Origin of the sequence: Catenulispora rubra (genome assembly GCF_015356825.1) — a bacterium.
GTDB lineage: Bacteria > Actinomycetota > Actinomycetes > Streptomycetales > Catenulisporaceae > Catenulispora > Catenulispora rubra.
Genome location: NZ_JAACYW010000029.1, coordinates 30,003 through 46,215 on the forward strand (window position 1 = coordinate 30,003; position 16,213 = coordinate 46,215).

The 16,213-nt window shown below is 70.1% G+C and carries 12 protein-coding genes; 4 read left to right on the plus strand and 8 right to left on the minus strand.

Going from position 1 to position 16,213, the window contains the following annotated elements:
- Window positions 1–46 precede the first annotated feature (46 nt).
- Window positions 47–2,206: an MMPL family transporter gene (locus GWK61_RS11240; RefSeq protein ID WP_194908145.1), complete on the plus strand. Its 2,160-nt coding sequence runs from the start codon at window positions 47–49 to the stop codon at window positions 2,204–2,206.
- On the plus strand, window positions 2,203–4,107 hold the full coding sequence (dxs, locus tag GWK61_RS11245; protein WP_194908148.1) for a 1-deoxy-D-xylulose-5-phosphate synthase: 1,905 nt from the start codon (window positions 2,203–2,205) through the stop codon (window positions 4,105–4,107). Before GWK61_RS11240 ends, dxs begins: the two co-directional genes overlap by 4 nt.
- Before the next feature lie 249 nt (window positions 4,108–4,356).
- Here dxs and GWK61_RS11250 read toward each other — a convergent pair whose 3' ends face one another.
- Complete coding sequence (locus GWK61_RS11250; RefSeq protein ID WP_194908150.1) at window positions 4,357–5,028, minus strand: TetR/AcrR family transcriptional regulator; 672 nt, start codon at window positions 5,026–5,028, stop codon at window positions 4,357–4,359.
- A 165-nt stretch (window positions 5,029–5,193) separates the two neighbouring features.
- On the opposite strand from GWK61_RS11250, the gene GWK61_RS11255 reads away from it, so the two are divergent.
- Window positions 5,194–5,562, plus strand: coding sequence for a 4Fe-4S dicluster domain-containing protein (locus GWK61_RS11255; RefSeq protein ID WP_323747508.1), 369 nt, complete (start codon window positions 5,194–5,196; stop codon window positions 5,560–5,562).
- A gap of 115 nt (window positions 5,563–5,677) precedes the next feature.
- Here GWK61_RS11255 and GWK61_RS11260 read toward each other — a convergent pair whose 3' ends face one another.
- The 5 genes from GWK61_RS11260 to GWK61_RS11280 all read right to left on the minus strand — a co-directional run bounded on the left by GWK61_RS11260 (window position 5,678) and on the right by GWK61_RS11280 (window position 13,302).
- Window positions 5,678–8,389 (minus strand): arabinofuranosidase catalytic domain-containing protein, encoded by a 2,712-nt coding sequence (locus GWK61_RS11260; protein ID WP_228562118.1) that lies wholly within the window; start codon window positions 8,387–8,389, stop codon window positions 5,678–5,680.
- 226 nt (window positions 8,390–8,615) lie between these two features.
- A complete protein-coding gene (gene arfA, locus GWK61_RS11265) occupies window positions 8,616–10,130 on the minus strand; it encodes an arabinosylfuranosidase ArfA (protein ID WP_228562119.1) in 1,515 nt (504 codons plus the stop codon).
- Window positions 10,131–10,144: 14 nt separating this feature from the next.
- Window positions 10,145–11,035, minus strand: a complete 891-nt coding sequence (locus GWK61_RS11270) for a carbohydrate ABC transporter permease (RefSeq protein ID WP_194908156.1) — start codon at window positions 11,033–11,035, stop codon at window positions 10,145–10,147.
- Window positions 11,025–11,981, minus strand: coding sequence for a carbohydrate ABC transporter permease (locus GWK61_RS11275; protein ID WP_194908158.1), 957 nt, complete (start codon window positions 11,979–11,981; stop codon window positions 11,025–11,027). Before GWK61_RS11275 ends, GWK61_RS11270 begins: the two co-directional genes overlap by 11 nt.
- 43 nt (window positions 11,982–12,024) lie before the next feature.
- The gene (locus GWK61_RS11280) at window positions 12,025–13,302 is read right to left on the minus strand and encodes an ABC transporter substrate-binding protein (RefSeq protein ID WP_194908160.1); all 1,278 of its coding nucleotides are present in this window, start codon (window positions 13,300–13,302) and stop codon (window positions 12,025–12,027) included.
- A gap of 200 nt (window positions 13,303–13,502) precedes the next feature.
- Between GWK61_RS11280 and GWK61_RS11285 the strand changes: the two genes are divergently transcribed.
- Complete coding sequence (locus GWK61_RS11285) at window positions 13,503–14,537, plus strand: LacI family DNA-binding transcriptional regulator (RefSeq protein ID WP_194908162.1); 1,035 nt, start codon at window positions 13,503–13,505, stop codon at window positions 14,535–14,537.
- 76 nt (window positions 14,538–14,613) lie between these two features.
- On the opposite strand, the gene GWK61_RS11290 is transcribed toward GWK61_RS11285, so the two are convergent.
- Complete coding sequence (locus GWK61_RS11290) at window positions 14,614–15,456, minus strand: M55 family metallopeptidase (protein WP_194908165.1); 843 nt, start codon at window positions 15,454–15,456, stop codon at window positions 14,614–14,616.
- Window positions 15,456–16,190 carry an alpha/beta fold hydrolase gene (locus GWK61_RS11295; RefSeq protein WP_194908167.1) on the minus strand — a complete coding sequence of 245 codons (735 nt, stop codon included), beginning with the start codon at window positions 16,188–16,190 and terminating at the stop codon, window positions 15,456–15,458. The genes GWK61_RS11290 and GWK61_RS11295 overlap by 1 nt, the downstream gene beginning before the upstream one ends.
- Window positions 16,191–16,213: the final 23 nt, after the last annotated feature.

Here is a 16,213-nt window from a genome sequence, read left to right on the forward strand (position 1 = left end):
TCACTGAACACCGAACACCGAACACACCAAAGTACGGAGCTGACCCATGGATCTTCTCGCCCGGTGGTGCCACCAGCACCGCCGCCTCGTCCTCGTCTTCTGGCTCGTGGGCATCCTCGCGGTATTCGGACTGGGACAGGCGGTGAAACCGCACTACCGGGCCGGGGACCTGCTGCCGGGGACGGGCTCTCGACAGGCCGCCGACGTGCTGGCGTCCGGGTTCCCGGCGCAGGCCGGCGACGAGGACGTCATCGTGATCTCGGTGGCCTCCGGCACCGTCCGCGACCCCGACGTGCAGGCGCCGATGACGGCGATGCTCGCCCGGGTCGCGGCGCTGCCGCATGTGCGCGACGTGCAGAGCCCGTACACGCCCGACGGCGCGGCGGACGTCAGCACGAACGGCCGTGTGGCCTACGCGAACGTCACCTTCGACCAGCCGGTCGACACCCTGCCGACCTCGGCGGTGAAGAAGGTGGTCGACACCGCGACCGCGGCCGGCGACGCGCGGGTCCACGTCAACGCCGGCGGCAACGCGGTGTCGCAGGCCACGATGACGGTCGACACCACGGTCAGCGAGATCGTCGGCGTGCTGGCGGCGATGCTGATCCTGCTGTTCGCCTTCCGCTCCCTGGTGTCCGCCACGCTGCCGCTGATCTCGGCGCTGGTCTCGCTGCTGCCCTCGATCGCGCTGATCGGCATGGTCTCGCGGGCGCTGGTGGTGCCGAGCTTCGCCTCCAGTCTCACGATCCTGTTGAACCTGGGGGTCGGCATCGACTACGCGCTCTTCCTGGTCACCCGACAACGCAGGGGGCTGTTGGAGGGCCAGACGCACGAGGACGCGATCGTCAGCACCATGCGGACCGCCGGCCGTTCGGTCCTGTACGCCGGGCTGGTGGTGTGCCTGGCGCTGCTGAGCCTGATGGGCATGGGGATCGGCTACCTGTCCGGCATGGGTGCCGCGGCCGCGATCGGCATCGCGTTCACCGCGCTGGCCGCGCTGACCCTGACGCCGGCGCTGCTCGGCTTCTTCGGCGAGAAGGTCTTCAGCCGGCGGGAGCGGCACCGGATGGCGCAGGGCATCCAGCCGCAGGACGTCACCAGCCCCGGCTGGGCGCGCTGGTCGCGGGTGGTCGACGGCCGGCCCGCGGCCTTCGCGGCGTTGTCCGCGCTGATCATCGTGGTGCTGGCGCTGCCGGTGTTCTCGATCCGGCTCGGGGCCAGCGACCAGGGCAACGACCCGACCTCCAGCACCACCCGGCGGGCCTACGACGACCTGGCCGCCGGATTCGGACCCGGGTTCAACGGGCCCTTGTTCATCGTCGTGCAGGGCGCCTCGGCCCCGTCGGCGGCCACGGCCGTCGCCTCGGCCGTGGCGGCGACGCCGGGCGTCACCTCGGTCCGGCCGCCGCAGCTGGCTCCGTCCGGGCAGGTGGGGCTGATCGAGGCGTTCCCGACCGCCGCCCCGCAGTCCCAGGCCACGGTCGACCTGGTCGGCAAGCTGCGCGCCAGCGTGCTGCCGCACGCCGTGGCCGGGACCGGCGCCGCGGTCTACGTCGGCGGCTTCACCGCGACCCAGATCGACTTCACGCACGCGGTCGGCACGAAGCTGCCGATCTTCATCGTCATCGTCGCGCTGTTCGGCGCGGTGCTGGTCACCGTGGCCTTCCGCAGCCTGTTCCTCGCCGGGCTCACCGCGGTGATGAACCTGCTCGCGGTCGGCGTCTGCTTCGGCATCATCACCGCGATCTTCAACTGGGGCTGGTTCGGCAGCCTGCTGGGCCTGGGTCGGCCGGGGCCCATCGACGCGTTCCTGCCGGTGTTCCTGTTCTCCATCCTGTTCGGCCTGTCGATGGACTACCAGGTGTTCCTCATCGGCCGGATCCACGACGGCTGGCACCGTACCGGGCGGGCGCGCGAGGCGGTGGTGGCCGGACAGACCGAGACCGGCCGGGTGATCACCGCCGCGGCCGGGGTCATGGTGCTGGTGTTCCTGTCCTTCGCCACCGGCAACCGGCTGGAGACGCTGTTCGGCATCGGGCTCGGCGCGACCGTGCTGCTCGACGCCTTCGTGATCCGGACGATGCTGGTCCCGGCGCTCCTGCACCTGGCGGGGGCCCGCGCGTGGTGGGCTCCGGGCTGGCTGCGCCGGACGCCGCCGAGCACGCGGCCGGAGAGCGATCACGAACCCGAGGGGGCTTATCAATGACCACTGTTACGACACCGGACACGGCACCGGGCACGGCACCGGGCACGCGGGCGTTCTTCGACAGCCCGGCCGATCTCAGAGAGCTGTCCTACGAGGAGCTGACCGAGGCGGCCCGGGAGATCCGGCGCTTCCTGGTCGAGACGGTGTCCGCCACCGGCGGGCACCTGGGCTCCAACCTCGGCGCGGTGGAGCTGACGCTCGCGCTGCACCGGGTCTACGACTCGCCGCGGGACGCGGTGCTGTGGGACACCGGCCACCAGGCCTACGTCCACAAACTCGTCACCGGGCGCGGCCCGCGGTTCAGCACGCTGCGGCAGGCCGGCGGCCTGTCCGGCTACCCGAACCGGGCCGAGTCGCCGCACGACTGGATCGAGAACAGCCACGCCTCGACCGCGACCGCCTACGCGCACGGCCTGGCCCAGGCCTTCGCCTCACGCGGCGAGCGGCGCCGGGTCGTGGCGGTCGTCGGCGACGGCTCGCTGACCGGCGGCATGGCCTTCGAAGGGCTCAACAACCTCGGGCGCAGCGGGCTGCACGCCGTCGTCGTGCTCAACGACAACGGCCGCTCCTACGCCCCGACCGCCTCGCGGCTCCAGGAGCGGCTGCGGGGGAGTGTGAGCTCGAAGCTGCACGACCTGGAGGCGCGGCAGATGGCGGCACTGCTCGGCCGGGACGGCACCGGGCCGGCCGGCGCGGAGCTGCACGCGATGTATCTGGCGCTGGGCGGGGCGCCGCGCCCGGAGTCCTTCTTCCACTCGCTCGGCCTGGCCTACATCGGCCCGGTCGACGGGCACTCGGTGCCGGAGGTGGAGCGGGCGCTGCGGGAGGCCGAGGCGGTCGCCGGGCCGGTCGTGGTGCACGTGGTGACGCGCAAGGGACGCGGCTATTCGTTCGCCGAGGACGACGAGGAGAAGTGCCTGCACGACGTCTCGGTGTTCGATCCGGTGGCCGGACCCGCGGCCTCCGTCCCGGCCGGCTATACCGGCGCGTTTGCCAGGACCCTGATAGAGCTGGCCGAGCAGGACGAGCGGATCCACGCCCTCACCGCGGCGATGCCCGGGCCCACCGGCCTGCTGGCCTTCCAGGCCCGCTTCCCGGACCGGTTCCACGACGTGGGGATCGCCGAGCAGCACGCGGTGGCCATGGCGGGCGCGCTGGCGATGGGCGGTCTGCGGCCGGTGGTCGCGGTGTACTCCACGTTCCTGTCGCGCGCCTTCGACCAGCTGATGATGGACGTCGGCCTGCACGGCCAGCCGGTGGTGTTCGCCCTGGACCGCGCCGGGATCACCGGCGACGACGGCCCGAGCCACCACGGCGTCGCGGACCTGGCGCTGTGCTCGCTGGTGCCGGGGATGACGGTGCTGGCGCCGTCCACGCCCGAGGAGCTCTCGGGCATGCTCCGCTACGCGCTGACCCTGCCGGGGCCCGCGGCGATCCGCTGGCCGAAGGGCACGCCGGCGGAGGTCCCCGGGGCGCCGGGCGCGGGCGGTTCCGCGCGGCTGCTGCGGGCGGCGGTTGAGCCGGGGCGGGCCGTCGCGGTCCTGGCGGTCGGGCGGATGTGCGCGGCGGCGCTGGGTGCGGCCGAGCTCGCTGCGGCGTCGGGCGCGGATGTCGCGGTGTGGGACGTGCGGTGTGTGAAGCCGCTGGATGAGCGCATGCTGGAGGCTGCGGCGGGTTACCGGGCTGTGGTGACCGTTGAGGACGGGTTCGCGGTGGGCGGCGCTGGTTCGGCGATTGCTGCCGCGTTGGCCGCGCGGAGTCCTGGTTCGGCGGCGCCGACGGTGTTGGGCGTGCCCAACCGGTATCTGGCGCATGGGAAGCCTGACGCGGTGCTGGCCGGGATCGGGTTGGATGCTGAGGGGATTGCGGCGGCTGTGGTTGCGGCTGCTCGGCGGTCTTGACGGCGGTGTTGTCGGCCTGAGGGCGGCGGGGCTGTCCTGAGGGCACCGGAGTCCGAACCAATGCCGGAATGCAGAATGCTCCGGCGCCGATGTGTGACGGCGCCGGAGCATTCCCGGTTCGGTGGCGGCCACGTCGGCGAGGCGGTTTTGGGGCTCTGGCGGCTCTGGCCGGCTGTCGACCGGCCTGAAGCTGCTGGGAGCGGCCTGATGGTGCCCGATGTGGCCTGGCCTGGCTTTTTGTGCCCCGGGTCAGCCGTCCCGGCCGGCGAGGAGCTGCTTCCGGAAGACGTCCTTGACCGTCTGCAGGGCCTTCTTCTGGTCGGTCTCTTCGCGGTGCATGCTGTCGGCGAAGACTCCGTGCATGCCGTGGACCAGGAAGCCCACGACGTCCTCGGGATCGTCGATGTCGAACTCCCCGGAGGCGATGCCCTCGCGGACGTGCATCATGAGCCCGTCGCGGGCCATCTGGACCTCGGTGCCGTCGTCGCCCACGGCCTCGTGGAAGAGCAGGAAGAGCAGCTGCGCGTTGACCTTCGTGAACTCGAATATGGTCTCCACGAACCGCTCGACCCGGTCGATCACGGTGGCCGACTGGCCGTCGGCGGCGGCCGCGTGACAGGTCGCGAGCATGCGCTGCACGTGACGGATCCTTAACGCGGCCAGCACCTGGGCCTTGGACTTGAAGTACAGGTACGTCGTGCCCTTGGCCAGCCCGGCGGTCCCGGCGATCTCGTCCATGGTCAGAGCGCTCATGCCCTTGGCCAGCAGGATCTCGGTCGCAGCGTCGAGGATCTGGTCGGGCCGGCTTTCCGGGGCCCGCCGCGGACCGCGCGCGGCCGCCGCGGGACCCTCGCCCTGCCCAGGTGAGCGCGTCCCCTCGGCGTCGTGGGGGGCGACGGCGGCGCTGGCGCCATCGTTCATGAGGCGGTTACTCCTTTCGGCGGCCGTGGCGTCAGGGGGTGGAGAGCTCGGATCCGGGACTGTTGACTCCCACCACGGCGGACTGCGACACTTGGCTTACTGACTAACGGTCAGTCACTCATGTCTTCGCATTCTATATCCTACAGACCCCGAGAGGCATCTCCCGTGTCCCCTTCGAAACACACCGAGAACTCGGAGAACGAGAGCTCGGGGAACGCTGAGAACGCCGGGAACTCCGGGAACGCCGCCGAAGTCGTCTGCCGCTCCAAGGCCGAACCAGGCTCGGTCCTGCCGATCGTGGACCGGAACCGCTGCGAGGGCGCCCGCGACTGCGTGGACGTGTGCCCGTACGACGTCTTCGAGGTCAGGACGTTGACCGGCGAGGAGCGGCAGGAGCTGTCGCTGGTCGGGACGGTCAAGTCGTTCTTTCACGGGTACAAGCAGGCGTTCGTCGTGCGGCCGCAGGACTGCCATGCTTGCGGGCTGTGTGTGAAGGCTTGTCCGGAGAATGCGATCACGCTGCGGAAGGTGTGATTTAGGGCACTGTTTTTCGTTGGGCGAACCACGTGGTCGGCCCGGGCACAAAAGGTGCCGGCCCCGAGAACCCAAAGTTCCGGGGGCCGGCGCCCAACGTCCAGTCAGCCCCGCGTCACGGAGCCCAAGCCGGCGTCGGGATGAAACTCGTGTCGTCCGTCCACGACGTCGCGTTGTCCCATGGGTCCGGGCCGCCGTTGCTGGCGATGTACACCTGCCCGTTGTAGTGCCGCAGGAACAGCGCGGCGTTTGCCGCCGACGCCAGCGACACGCCTTGCCCGTTGTGCCCAGGAGCGGGGCAGAACGTTGCGTCGGAGGCGAACTGCGGGGTGCCGTCGTTCTGCTGCTGGTACACGGCGCCCGCGTTCTGGCGGAGGTAGCCGTTGGGGAAGTCCTTGGACTCGAAGGACAGGCATGCGCTGTTGCTCAGCCCCTGGTGCACGATCCACGTGGCGTCCTGCTTGTCCAGGGTGGGGTTGCCGCCGTTGATGGCCGAGATCTTTGCCACTCCGTTCTGGTGGCGGATGTAGTCCGAGGTGCAGCACGGTGTTGTGGCGCGGAAGGAGACCTCTGTGCCGGGGGTCAGTGCTGAGGTGCTCTGGTAGGTGAACACCTGGCTCGTCGCGCCGGTACAGGCTTCGATGTCCAGCACCGTGCCGTTTGCGGTGTTGGCGCCGGGGTCGGTCAGGCACAGGCCCGACTGCGGGTTCAGCAGTGTGCCGTCGGCCTGCTGTACCCATTGCTGGCCGCCGATGCCGTTGCAGTTCCACAGCTCCACCTTGGCGCCGACGGCGGTCGAGTTGCCGTCGATGTCCAGGCAGCGCGTCAGGGTCTCCAGCGTGTTGGCCGCGGTGTGCACCCAGTGCTGGTCCACCGCGGTCTGCTGGCAGTCCCACAGCTGCACCGGGAAGCCGAAGCCGCCGTAGCGGTCGTCGCCTGTGACGTCCATGCACTTGCCGCCTGGGGCGTTGACGGGTGCGCCGCCGGACACGAGGAACTTCTGTGAGGCGTTGCCCGTGCAGGCCTCGATGTCCAGGACGGTGCCGTTGCTGGTGTTGCCGCCGGGTGCTGTCAGGCAGAGGCCTGATGGGGGGTTCAGGAGGGAGCCGTCGGCCTGTTGCACCCACTTCTGGCCGCCGACCTGGTTGCAATCCCACAGCTCGACCTGCGTGCCGGGGGTGGTGACGTTGCCCTTGATGTCCAGGCACAGCCCGAGTGCGGTGATCGAGCCGTCAGAGTTCTTCCACCAGGCCTGGCCGTTGGCCTCGCGGGCGCAGGCGTTGAGCACGACGTTCGCGCCGTCGGCGCCGGAGATGCCGTTGGCGTTGTCGACGCACTTGCCGGCCGGGGCGTTGATCGGCGTGCTCTGGAACACCGGGCCGGGGGAGATGACGAACCGCTGGCCGGCGCTGCCGGTGCAGGCCTCGATGTCCAGGACCGTGCCGTTGGCGGTGCTGCCGCCGGGGCTGGTGAGGCAGAGCCCTGACTGCGGGTTCAGCAGCGTGCCGTTGGCCTGCGGCACCCACTGCTGCCCGCCGACGCCGTTGCAGTCCCACAGCTCGACCTGGGTCCCGGAGGCGGTGCCGTTCCCCTTGATGTCCAGGCAGCGGCCCAGCGTCTTCAGGTCGTTCTGGTACTCGGGGGTCCCGCCGGTGATGTAGACCAGCGGCACGTTCCGCATGTACTCCCAGTGCTGGTCGACCGCGTCGTGCTTGCAGTCCCACAGATCGACGTTGGTGCCGTTGGCCCCGTTGTCGTCCCCGTAGACGTCCAGGCACTTGCCGCCGGGGCCGGTGATCCCGACGCCGGGCCCGCCGCCGGAGGTGCCGGTGTAGGCCGCGGAGGAGATGTTGGTCTGGAGCGAGGCGACGGTGGCGTTCGAGGCGTAGCCGGTGGTCATCGCGCCCTCGAAGAAGGCGCCCGGGGCGGCGTTGCTGTTGTCGCCGCCGGTGCCCAGGGCGATGCCGCCCTCCTTCTTCATCGGCGCGTAGCCCGATGGCAGGGCGCCGCTGTACAGCGATGGCACATTCGGCTGCGTCGCATCACCTCCGTCCAGGGCGAAGTTCGCCGTCCCGTCGTTCCGCAGCACCGCCGTGACGAAGGGGCTGTGCAGGCTCGTGTTGGACGGGTTGCTGGAACCGCCGCCCATGAACACGCCGTTCTCCAGGTCGGCCTGGATCCACGGGCCCGGGCCCGTACACGGTGACGCCGAACAGTACGTGGAGATGATCAGCGCGTCCATATGTGCCGCGCCGGTGTCCTTCGACTGGTTCTCCACGTTGCCGAAGTCCGAGCAGCACCCGTTGGTCGCGTTGGTGCCGCTGGCGACCTCGTAGATCGACTCCGGCTGGCTCCCGGTCGCCACGCCGGTGCCGACGGAGCGCCGGTAGCCGGTGCGCGGGAACGTGGCGATGCCGTAGGCCTTGTGGCCGCCGACCGTGATCGGCAGCGCGTCGGCGCGGGCGCCCACGTCGCTGGACCCGGCGTCGCCGACCGGGGCGATGGTCAGGTCGTTGTGATTGGCCGACTGGTCGTAGACCTTCGTGATGGTGCAGACCGTGCCGGCGCAGAACGCGTCCTGCGCGGCGGCGTTGGCGTAGTCGCCGGCCGCCAGCAGGCCGATGTCGGACGCCGCGCCGTCGGAGGCGCGCGTCACCTGGTAGAGCGGGCCGTTGTAGGTCGCGTACATCGCGCGCACGGAGCTGTACGCGGCGACGCACGGAGTGCCGCCGTTGCTGAAGGCGTCACAGGGCAGGGAGGTCGAGGCGGCCGCCGCTGCCGGCTTCGGAGCCGCAGAAGCCTGCGACGATGGACTGAGGATCAGCATGAACGCGACTGTGAGCAGCGCGCCCAGAACAGAGAGCAATCGGCGTGGCGACGCCGAGGCGGAGCGATTGAACATAGGGTTCCAATCACTTGCTCGATGGAGTGGGACGGATGCGCCCGGGCAAAGTTCACCGGCGGGAGGGAAGAGGGTCCGCCGGTTACGCCAGATGTGGCTCACCCGGCCAGCGATCGGCAGGTCACTGGCCGGGGAGACTGGGGCGGCTGCGTCACCGACTGGCGGGAACGAGCCGGATCATGTTCCAGGACACCGGCGGCAGCGAGGCCGCCAGCTTGCGTCCCTCGGTGGTCGTGCCCTCGACGCCGGCCGGCGCGACCGCCTGCGGCGCCTCGGCCGAGTTCACAGCGTCCAGGTCCTGCGCGCCGCCGAGGTGCACGTGCTCGGCCACCACCAGGTCGCCGAACGCCCGCAGGTCGATCTCCAGGCGGGCCGGGCCGTCGGTGGCGCGGTTCATCGCGAACACCGTGACCTGCCCGCTGTCCGGGTCGTGTGTGGCCACCACGTCCACCAGCGGGACGTCGCCGTGCTCGGCGGTGTCGTAGACGTCGGTCGCCGTCTCGACGCGCAGCACCTCGCCGAGCGCGTGCCGGGCGGTGAGCGCGAAGGGGAAGTAGATGGTCTGCGCCCAGGCCGGGCGGTCCGGCTCGGCGCGGATCGGGCCGATCACGTTCACCAGCTGCGCCAGGCACGCAATGGCGACCCGGTCGGCGTGCCGCAGCAGCGACATCAGCAGGCTGCCGAACACCACCGCGTCCTGCACGGTGTAGGTGTCCTCGATCAGCCGCGGCGCCTGCTCCCAGTTCAGGTTCGTGTGCCCGGCGAAGCGGCTCTCCTGCCACAGGTTCCACTCGTCGAAGGAGAGGTTGAGCCGCTTGCGGGACTTCTTCTTCGCCGCGACGTGGTCCGCGGTGGCCACCACGCCGTCGATGAAGCGGTCCATCCCGACCGCCGCGCCCAGGAAGCTGGCGCGGTCCTCGCCGTGCTGCTCGTAGTAGGCGTGCAGGGAGATGTAGTCCACGTAGTCGAAGGTGTGGTCCAGGACCGTGGACTCCCACGAGCCGAACGTCGGCATCATCGCGTTGGAGCTGCCGCAGGCGACCAGCTCGATGCTGGGATCGACCTGGCGCATGGCCTTGCCGGTCTCGGCGGCCAGCCGGCCGTACTCCTCGGCGCTCTTGTGGCCGGTCTGCCAGGGGCCGTCCATCTCGTTGCCCAGGCACCACAGCCTGATGTCGTGCGGCTGCTCGACGCCGTGCTTGCGGCGCAGGTCGGAGAAGTGCGTGCCGCCCGGGTGGTTGGCGTACTCCAGCAGGTCGCAGGCCTCCTGGAGCCCCCTCGTCCCCAGGTTGACCGCCATCATCGGCTCGACGTTCGCCAGCTTCGTCCAGGTCATGAACTCGTTCAGGCCGAACTCGTTGGTCTCGATGGAGCGCCAGGCCTGGTCCAGGCGGCGCGGCCGCTCGGAGACCGCGCCCACGCCGTCCTCCCAGCGGTATCCGGACACGAAGTTCCCGCCGGGATAGCGGATGACGCTGATCCCCAGGTCGCGGGTGAGTTCCAGGACGTCCAGGCGGTTGCCGTCGGGGTCGGACTCGGGGTGTCCAGGCTCGTAGATCCCGCCGTAGACGCAGCGGCCCATGTGCTCCACGAAGGAGCCGAACAGGCGGCGGTCGACCGGGGCGATCCGGAAGGCCGGGTCGAGGGTGGCATGTGCTGTCAGCAAGGGGATGGTCCTTTTTACTTGATACCTGTTGCGGCGATGCCCTCGGTGAAGAACCGCTGGGCGAGCAGGAAGGCGATGGCCAGGGGGGCCAGGGAGATGGCGGCGCCGGCCATGAGCGCGGCGTGGTCCACGCCGGACGTGCTGGAGAACAGCGTCAGCGCCGAGGGCAGGGTCCGCATGTCGGTGCTGCTGGAGATGACCAGCGGCCACAGGAAGTCGTTCCACAGCGCCATGAACTGGATGACGAACAGCGAGGCGAGCGCCGGCCGCGCCAGCGGCAGGATGATGCGCCAGTAGATGCGCAGCGGCCCGGCCCCGTCGACCCGCGCGGCCTCGTCCAGCTGCCGCGGGATCTTCACGAAGAACTGCCGGAGCATGAAGATCCCCAGCGCGCTCACCGAGCGCGGGATGATCAGGCCCTGGAAGGTGTTCAGCCAGCCGAGGTGGAACACGGTCAGGAACAGCGGGATGAGCATCACCTGGAACGGCACCATCAGCGTGACCAGGATGGTCCAGAACACCAGGTTCTGCCCGCGGAACCGCAGCCGGGCCAGCGCGTAGGCGCACAGCGAGTCGATGAGCAGCAGCAGCACCGTGGTGCCGCCGGCGAACACGATGCTGTTCAGCGCCAGCCGCAGGAACGGCAGCTGGGTGAACACCGCGTGGAAGCCGGAGACCGACCAGTGGTCCGGCCACAGCCGGGCCGGGTCCGCGTACAGGTCAGCCGGGGTGCGGAAGGCCACCCCGAGCATCCACAGGAACGGCACGACCGTGGCCAGCGCCGCGATCGAGAGCACCGTCCAGGCCAGGACCCTGGCGGTGGTCCTGGCCGCGCGCAGCATCGGCGCGGCCCAGGACGGTGCGGCCGGGAGCGAGGAGGTGCCGGTCGGCATCTCAGTCGTCATCGCGGTACCTCAGCATTCGGAGTTGCACGACGGACACGGCGATGATGATCAGGAACAGCACCCAGGCGATGGCACTGGCGTAGCCGAGCCGGAAGTCGACGAATCCGCGCTGGTACAGGTACATGACGATGGACTCGGTGTGGAACAACGGGCCGCCGTCGGTCATCACGTACGTCAGGTCGAACAGCTGGAGGGCGTTGACCGTGCCGATCACGACGCAGAACAGGATCGCCGGGCGCAGCGCGGGCAGGGTCACGTGCCGGAACCGCGCGACCGCGCCGGCGCCGTCCAGCGTCGCGGCCTCCAGCAGCTCCTTGCTGACCCCCTGCACGCCGGCCAGCAGGACGATCATCGAGAACCCGAAGTTCTTCCAGATCCCGACCGCGATCAGCGCCGGCAGCGCCAGATGCGTGTCCTGCAGCCAGGCCTGCGCGTGGAAGCCGAGCTTGCCGAGCCAGCCGTCGACCAGCCCGACCTGGGGGTCGAGCAGGAACTTCCAGACGATGCCGGTGACGGCCAGCGAGGCGATCGTCGGGAAGAAGAACGCCGAGCGCAGCAGCATCGTGTACCAGGTGGTGCGGCGCAGCCACTGCGCCAGGGCCAGGCCGATCGTCACCTGGCCGACGACGACGAACACCGCGTACACGAGCGTCACCTTCAGGGAGTTCCAGAAGCGTGAGTCGTGGAAGAGCTCGGTGTAGTTGCCGAAGCCGAGCCACTTGTGCGAGTCGTCGCCGATCGTCCAGTCGTGCAGGCTCATCCAGCCGGACTGGATGATCGGCCACACGATGAAGACGGCGGCCAACAGGAGCGCGGGCGCGACGAACAGGTACGCGGGGTTGAGCCGGGACCGCAGGCTTCGGTTCCGGCTCCGTCCCCGGCGCTCCGGTCCGCGCGGCGCGGACCGGTTCGCTGCCTCGGCCGCTGGTTCAGCGAGATGTGCCATCGATTGCCTTCTTCTTCATCCTTCTTCGCGGCCGCCGGCGCCGTCAGCTCTTGCAGCCGGTCAGCTGGTTGATCGACTTGGCTGCGGCGTCGGCCGACTTCTGCACGTCAGCGCCCCGGGTCAGCTGGCCCAGCAGCGGCGTGTAGACGTCGGTGTCGATCTGCGAGGAGGCCGGCAGGCCGGCCAGGTACAGCCGCGCGGTGGGCAGGGCCTGGGCGAACACCGCGACGTTCGGGTCGTCGACCGTGACGTCGGTGCGCGAGGGCGGGAAGCCGGAGCCCTTGGAGAACGCCGCCTGCGCGGTCTTACCGGTCCACCAGCTCAGGAACTCCAGTGCCTCGGTCTTGTGCTTGGTGTTCTTGGCGACCATCATCGGCACGGTCGAGGCGACGGTGACGGGACCTGCCGAGCCCACCGGCACCGGCGCGATGCCCACGTCGATCCCGGCCTTGCGGAAGCCGTCGGCGGCCCACGGACCGTTGAGCTCCATCGCGGCCTTCTTCGCCGAGAACAGCGTGTCGGCGTCCGCGCCGGTCTGGCCGACCGGGCTGACGTGGTTGTTCTGGACCAGTCCGGCCCACGTCGACAGCGCCTGCACGCTGGCCGCTGAGTTGATCGTGGCGCAGCCGTCGGGGCCGACGATGTCGCCGCCGTTCATCCACTGCAGGATCGGCCACATCTGGATGGTCTGGTGGTCGGCCAGCGAGATGCCGTACTGCGTGGGGCTGGCCCCGCCGAGCGTCAGCTTCTTGACGTCCGCGACGAACTCGTCGGAGGTCTTCGGCGGACTGGTGATGCCGGCGTCGGTGAACATCGCCTTGTTGTAGTAGAGCGCGACGGTCGCCAGGTTCGCCGGGACCGCGTACAGGTGCCCGTTGACGGTGAACGCCTTGGTCACCGAGGACGGGAACGCGCTGGCGTTGATCTGCGTGTCACCGGTGCCGACCGAGGCGTCCAGCGGCAGCACCGAGTTGGTCTTGATGTAGTTGAAGATCACGCCGGGGTCGAAGTTCGGCGTGGCCAGGTCCGGGCCCTGGCCGGTGGCCCACTCGGCGGGGAGCTTCTGGCCGATCGCGTCCCACGGCTGGATGTCCATGGTGACCTTGATGTTCGGGTGCGAGGCGTTGAACTGGGAGACCAGCGCCTGGTAGGAGGGTCCGTCCGGGCCGGTGAACCCGGTCAGCACGGACAGCTTCACCACGCCGCCGCTGCCACCGGATCCGGATCCGGAGCCGCTGGACGAGCTGGAGCTACAGCCCGCGGCGGCGAGCAAGCCGGCGGCGGCGACCGCCGCTGCGGCGACTTTCACGTGCGTCTTCATGGCTCCTCGAGATCTGTGAGGGATTCGAATCTCTAGTGATCTTGTCTACGACTTGTCTGACACCGGCCGATATGTTTCGGCCGTGTGACCCCCGTCACGTGGGGGAAATCGGGGTGGGGTCAGTTCTACATCGTTGTCTACAACGTTGTAAAGGCGTAGGCTGAGCCGATCGGAACTCACGGGAAGGGCGGTCCCGACAGGTGCCCGCAACACTGAAGGACGTGGCCGAACGGGCCGGCGTCTCGATCAAGACGGTCTCGAACGTCGTCAACGGCTACGCCTTCATCACGGATGCCACCCGCGAGCGGGTCCAGCGCGCGATCGCCGAGACCGGCTACCGCCCCAACCTCGGCGCGCGCAACCTGCGCAAGGGCCGGACCGGCTTCATCGTGCTGGCCGTGCCGGAGCTGGACAACCCGTACTTCGCCGAGCTCACCGGCCTGGTCATCACGGCCGCGCACCGGAGGCAGTGGACCGTGCTGGTCGAGCAGACGCAGGGCTCGCGCGAGCGCGAGCAGGCGGTCATCACCTCGATGGGGCCGCAGCGCATCGACGCGGCGATCCTGAGCCCGCTGGCGATGGAGCCCGACGACCTGCTCAGCGCGGATCCGGCGACCCCGTTGGTCCTTCTGGGCGAACGCGACATCCCCGGCCCGGCCGACCACGTCGCGATCGACAACGTGGCGGCCGCCCGCACCGTCGTGGAGCACCTGATCGGCATCGGCCGCCGCCGCATCGCGGTGATCGGCGACCAGCCGGGCAAGAACGGCGGCACCGCCGCGCTGCGCACCGCCGGCCACCGCCAGGCCCTGGACGCCGCCGGCATCCCCTACGACCCGGCGCTGGTCGTCCCGGTCGAGAACTACCAGCGTGCCGACGGCGCCGAGGCCATGGCGCACCTGCTCCAGCTCCCGGAACCGCCGGACGCGGTCTTCTGCTGCAACGACCTGCTGGCCATCGGCGCGATGCGGGCCGGCGCCGAACGCGGCGTCTCCTTTCCGAACCAGATCGCCATCGCCGGCTTCGACGACATCGCCGAGGGGAGCTACAGCCTGCCGTCGCTGACGACGATCGCGCCGGACAAGGCCGCGATCGCCGAGGCGGCGGTGGACCTGGCCGACCGGCGGGTGGACCCGATACGCGGCGGGCGTGGCGAGAAAGTCCCCGAGCCGGAGGACGTGCGCGCCCCGTTCGCGCTGAAGGTGCGGGAGAGCACGGCGGGAGTGGCGCGCTGACCTGGGCGTGTCAACGGCCTGGCGAGTCTGATGGCTCGATTCGCTCGGCCTGCTCGGCCTGCTCGGCTTACTCGGCTTACTCGGCGATGCCGCGGGTGAGCGTGACGAGCGTGATGAAGGTGCGGTAGAGCCGGACGAGGTCGTCGTCGCGCAGCCGCACGACGGTGGGGTCGTGCTCGTCCGGCTCGACGCGCTCCAGCCAGGTCGCCATCTCGGCGATGTCCGGGTTGCGCAGACGCACGGTGAGCGTGACAGGCCGCTCGATCGTCGCCCTCGGCTTGCTGCTGGTCGCGGTCAGGGTCTCGATCGCTTCTTTCGCCTTGTTCGCGATCAGCCGGTTGGCACGCGTCGGATGCAGGCTTTCCGCAGCGAAGCGGGAGATCGACTGCTTGACCACCGCGGCGCGCGCCTCCGGCCAGAACGGCTGGAGTTCGCTCGCGGTGGTCTGGTCGCCGGTCACCAGGACCACCGGCACTCCGTAGGCGATCGCCACCAGCGAGTTGATGCCGGACTCGCCGGCGAGCACGCCGTTGAGCCGGACCTCCGCGATCGCCGCCGGGTTGTAGGTGTGCGACAGCGTGGCCGGTCCGGCCGAGGCGGAGCCGTGGTAGGAGACGAAGAAGACCGCGTCGAAGGACTCGTCGAGGCCCTGCATCATGTACAGCGGCTTGTGGTGCCCGGACAGGTACGCGGCCTCACCGAGCAGCTGCTCCGGGCGCAGGTTCGCCATCCGGCCGTGCGAGTCGTTGACCAGGAACTCGTGCGGGCCGTCGGCCAGGTTCGCGCCGAGGATCGCCGCGTTGACCTCGGCCTGGAGCAGGGTGCGGTAGTGCTCGTAGTCGTGCTGGCCGGGGCGGCACTGGTCCCAGTCGACGACCCCGGCCGTGCCCTCCATGTCGGAGGAGATGAATACCTTCATCAACCACCGATGTCCGCCAGCAGCACCGCCAAATCATCGGGCCGCGAGAACATCGGCCAGTGCCCGGTCGGCAGGTGGTGCAGGTCGAGCTTGGTCATCAGCCCGAAGATCGGGCTCACGCCGGCGAGCTGCCCGACCTGTTCGGGGCTGAACGTGCAGCAGATCGCCGAGGCCGGCACCGGCAGCACGTCCCCGGGCCGGTCGAGCGCGTCGGTGACGGTGCGGAACGGCTGCGGTGTGGCCAGCGCCCGCATGCGCTCCAGGCCCGCCTCGCTGATGCCGCCCAGGTTCACCGGATCCTCGGCCGTGTCGAACGCCGGAGGCGGCAGCAGCCAGCCCTCCCCCTGCTCGGCGACCAGCTTCCGCTGCGCCTCCTGGGCCTCCGGCGGCCCGAAGTCGATGACGCCGAGCCCCGACGGCATGGGGCCGGTGTCCACGTAGACCAGCCGGGCGATGAGCTCCGGCACGACGTCGGCCACACCGGTGATCGGCATGTTGCCGCCACTGTGCCCGACCAGCACGACATCGCGCAGCTCATGGCCCCGCAAGTACTCGACGATGTCGGCGACCTCGGCCGCCACCCCGGTCTCCGGCGTCGCCTCACCGACGCGCTCGGCGATCCCCGGCATGCTGAGCGCGTGGACCTCGTGCCCGTCGGCGCGCAGCCGCCCGGCGACCGAGTCCCAGGCCCAGGAGCCGAGCCAGAAGCCGGGAACAAGTACGAATGTGGTCATGGTCCACACACCTTTCGCCGCTG

Excerpts from the sequence above, each read along its gene's own strand:
- GWK61_RS11240 (WP_194908145.1), top strand. The coding sequence starts at position 47 with ATGGATCTTCTCGCCCGGTGGTGCCACCAGCACCGCCGCCTCGTCCTC.
- dxs (WP_194908148.1), top strand. The coding sequence starts at position 2,203 with ATGACCACTGTTACGACACCGGACACGGCACCGGGCACGGCACCGGGC.
- GWK61_RS11250 (WP_194908150.1), bottom strand. The coding sequence starts at position 5,028 with ATGAACGATGGCGCCAGCGCCGCCGTCGCCCCCCACGACGCCGAGGGG.
- GWK61_RS11260 (WP_228562118.1), bottom strand. The coding sequence starts at position 8,389 with ATGCTGATCCTCAGTCCATCGTCGCAGGCTTCTGCGGCTCCGAAGCCG.
- GWK61_RS11270 (WP_194908156.1), bottom strand. The coding sequence starts at position 11,035 with ATGACGACTGAGATGCCGACCGGCACCTCCTCGCTCCCGGCCGCACCG.
- GWK61_RS11275 (WP_194908158.1), bottom strand. The coding sequence starts at position 11,981 with ATGGCACATCTCGCTGAACCAGCGGCCGAGGCAGCGAACCGGTCCGCG.
- GWK61_RS11280 (WP_194908160.1), bottom strand. The coding sequence starts at position 13,302 with ATGAAGACGCACGTGAAAGTCGCCGCAGCGGCGGTCGCCGCCGCCGGC.
- GWK61_RS11290 (WP_194908165.1), bottom strand. The coding sequence starts at position 15,456 with ATGAAGGTATTCATCTCCTCCGACATGGAGGGCACGGCCGGGGTCGTC.
- GWK61_RS11295 (WP_194908167.1), bottom strand. The coding sequence starts at position 16,190 with ATGACCACATTCGTACTTGTTCCCGGCTTCTGGCTCGGCTCCTGGGCC.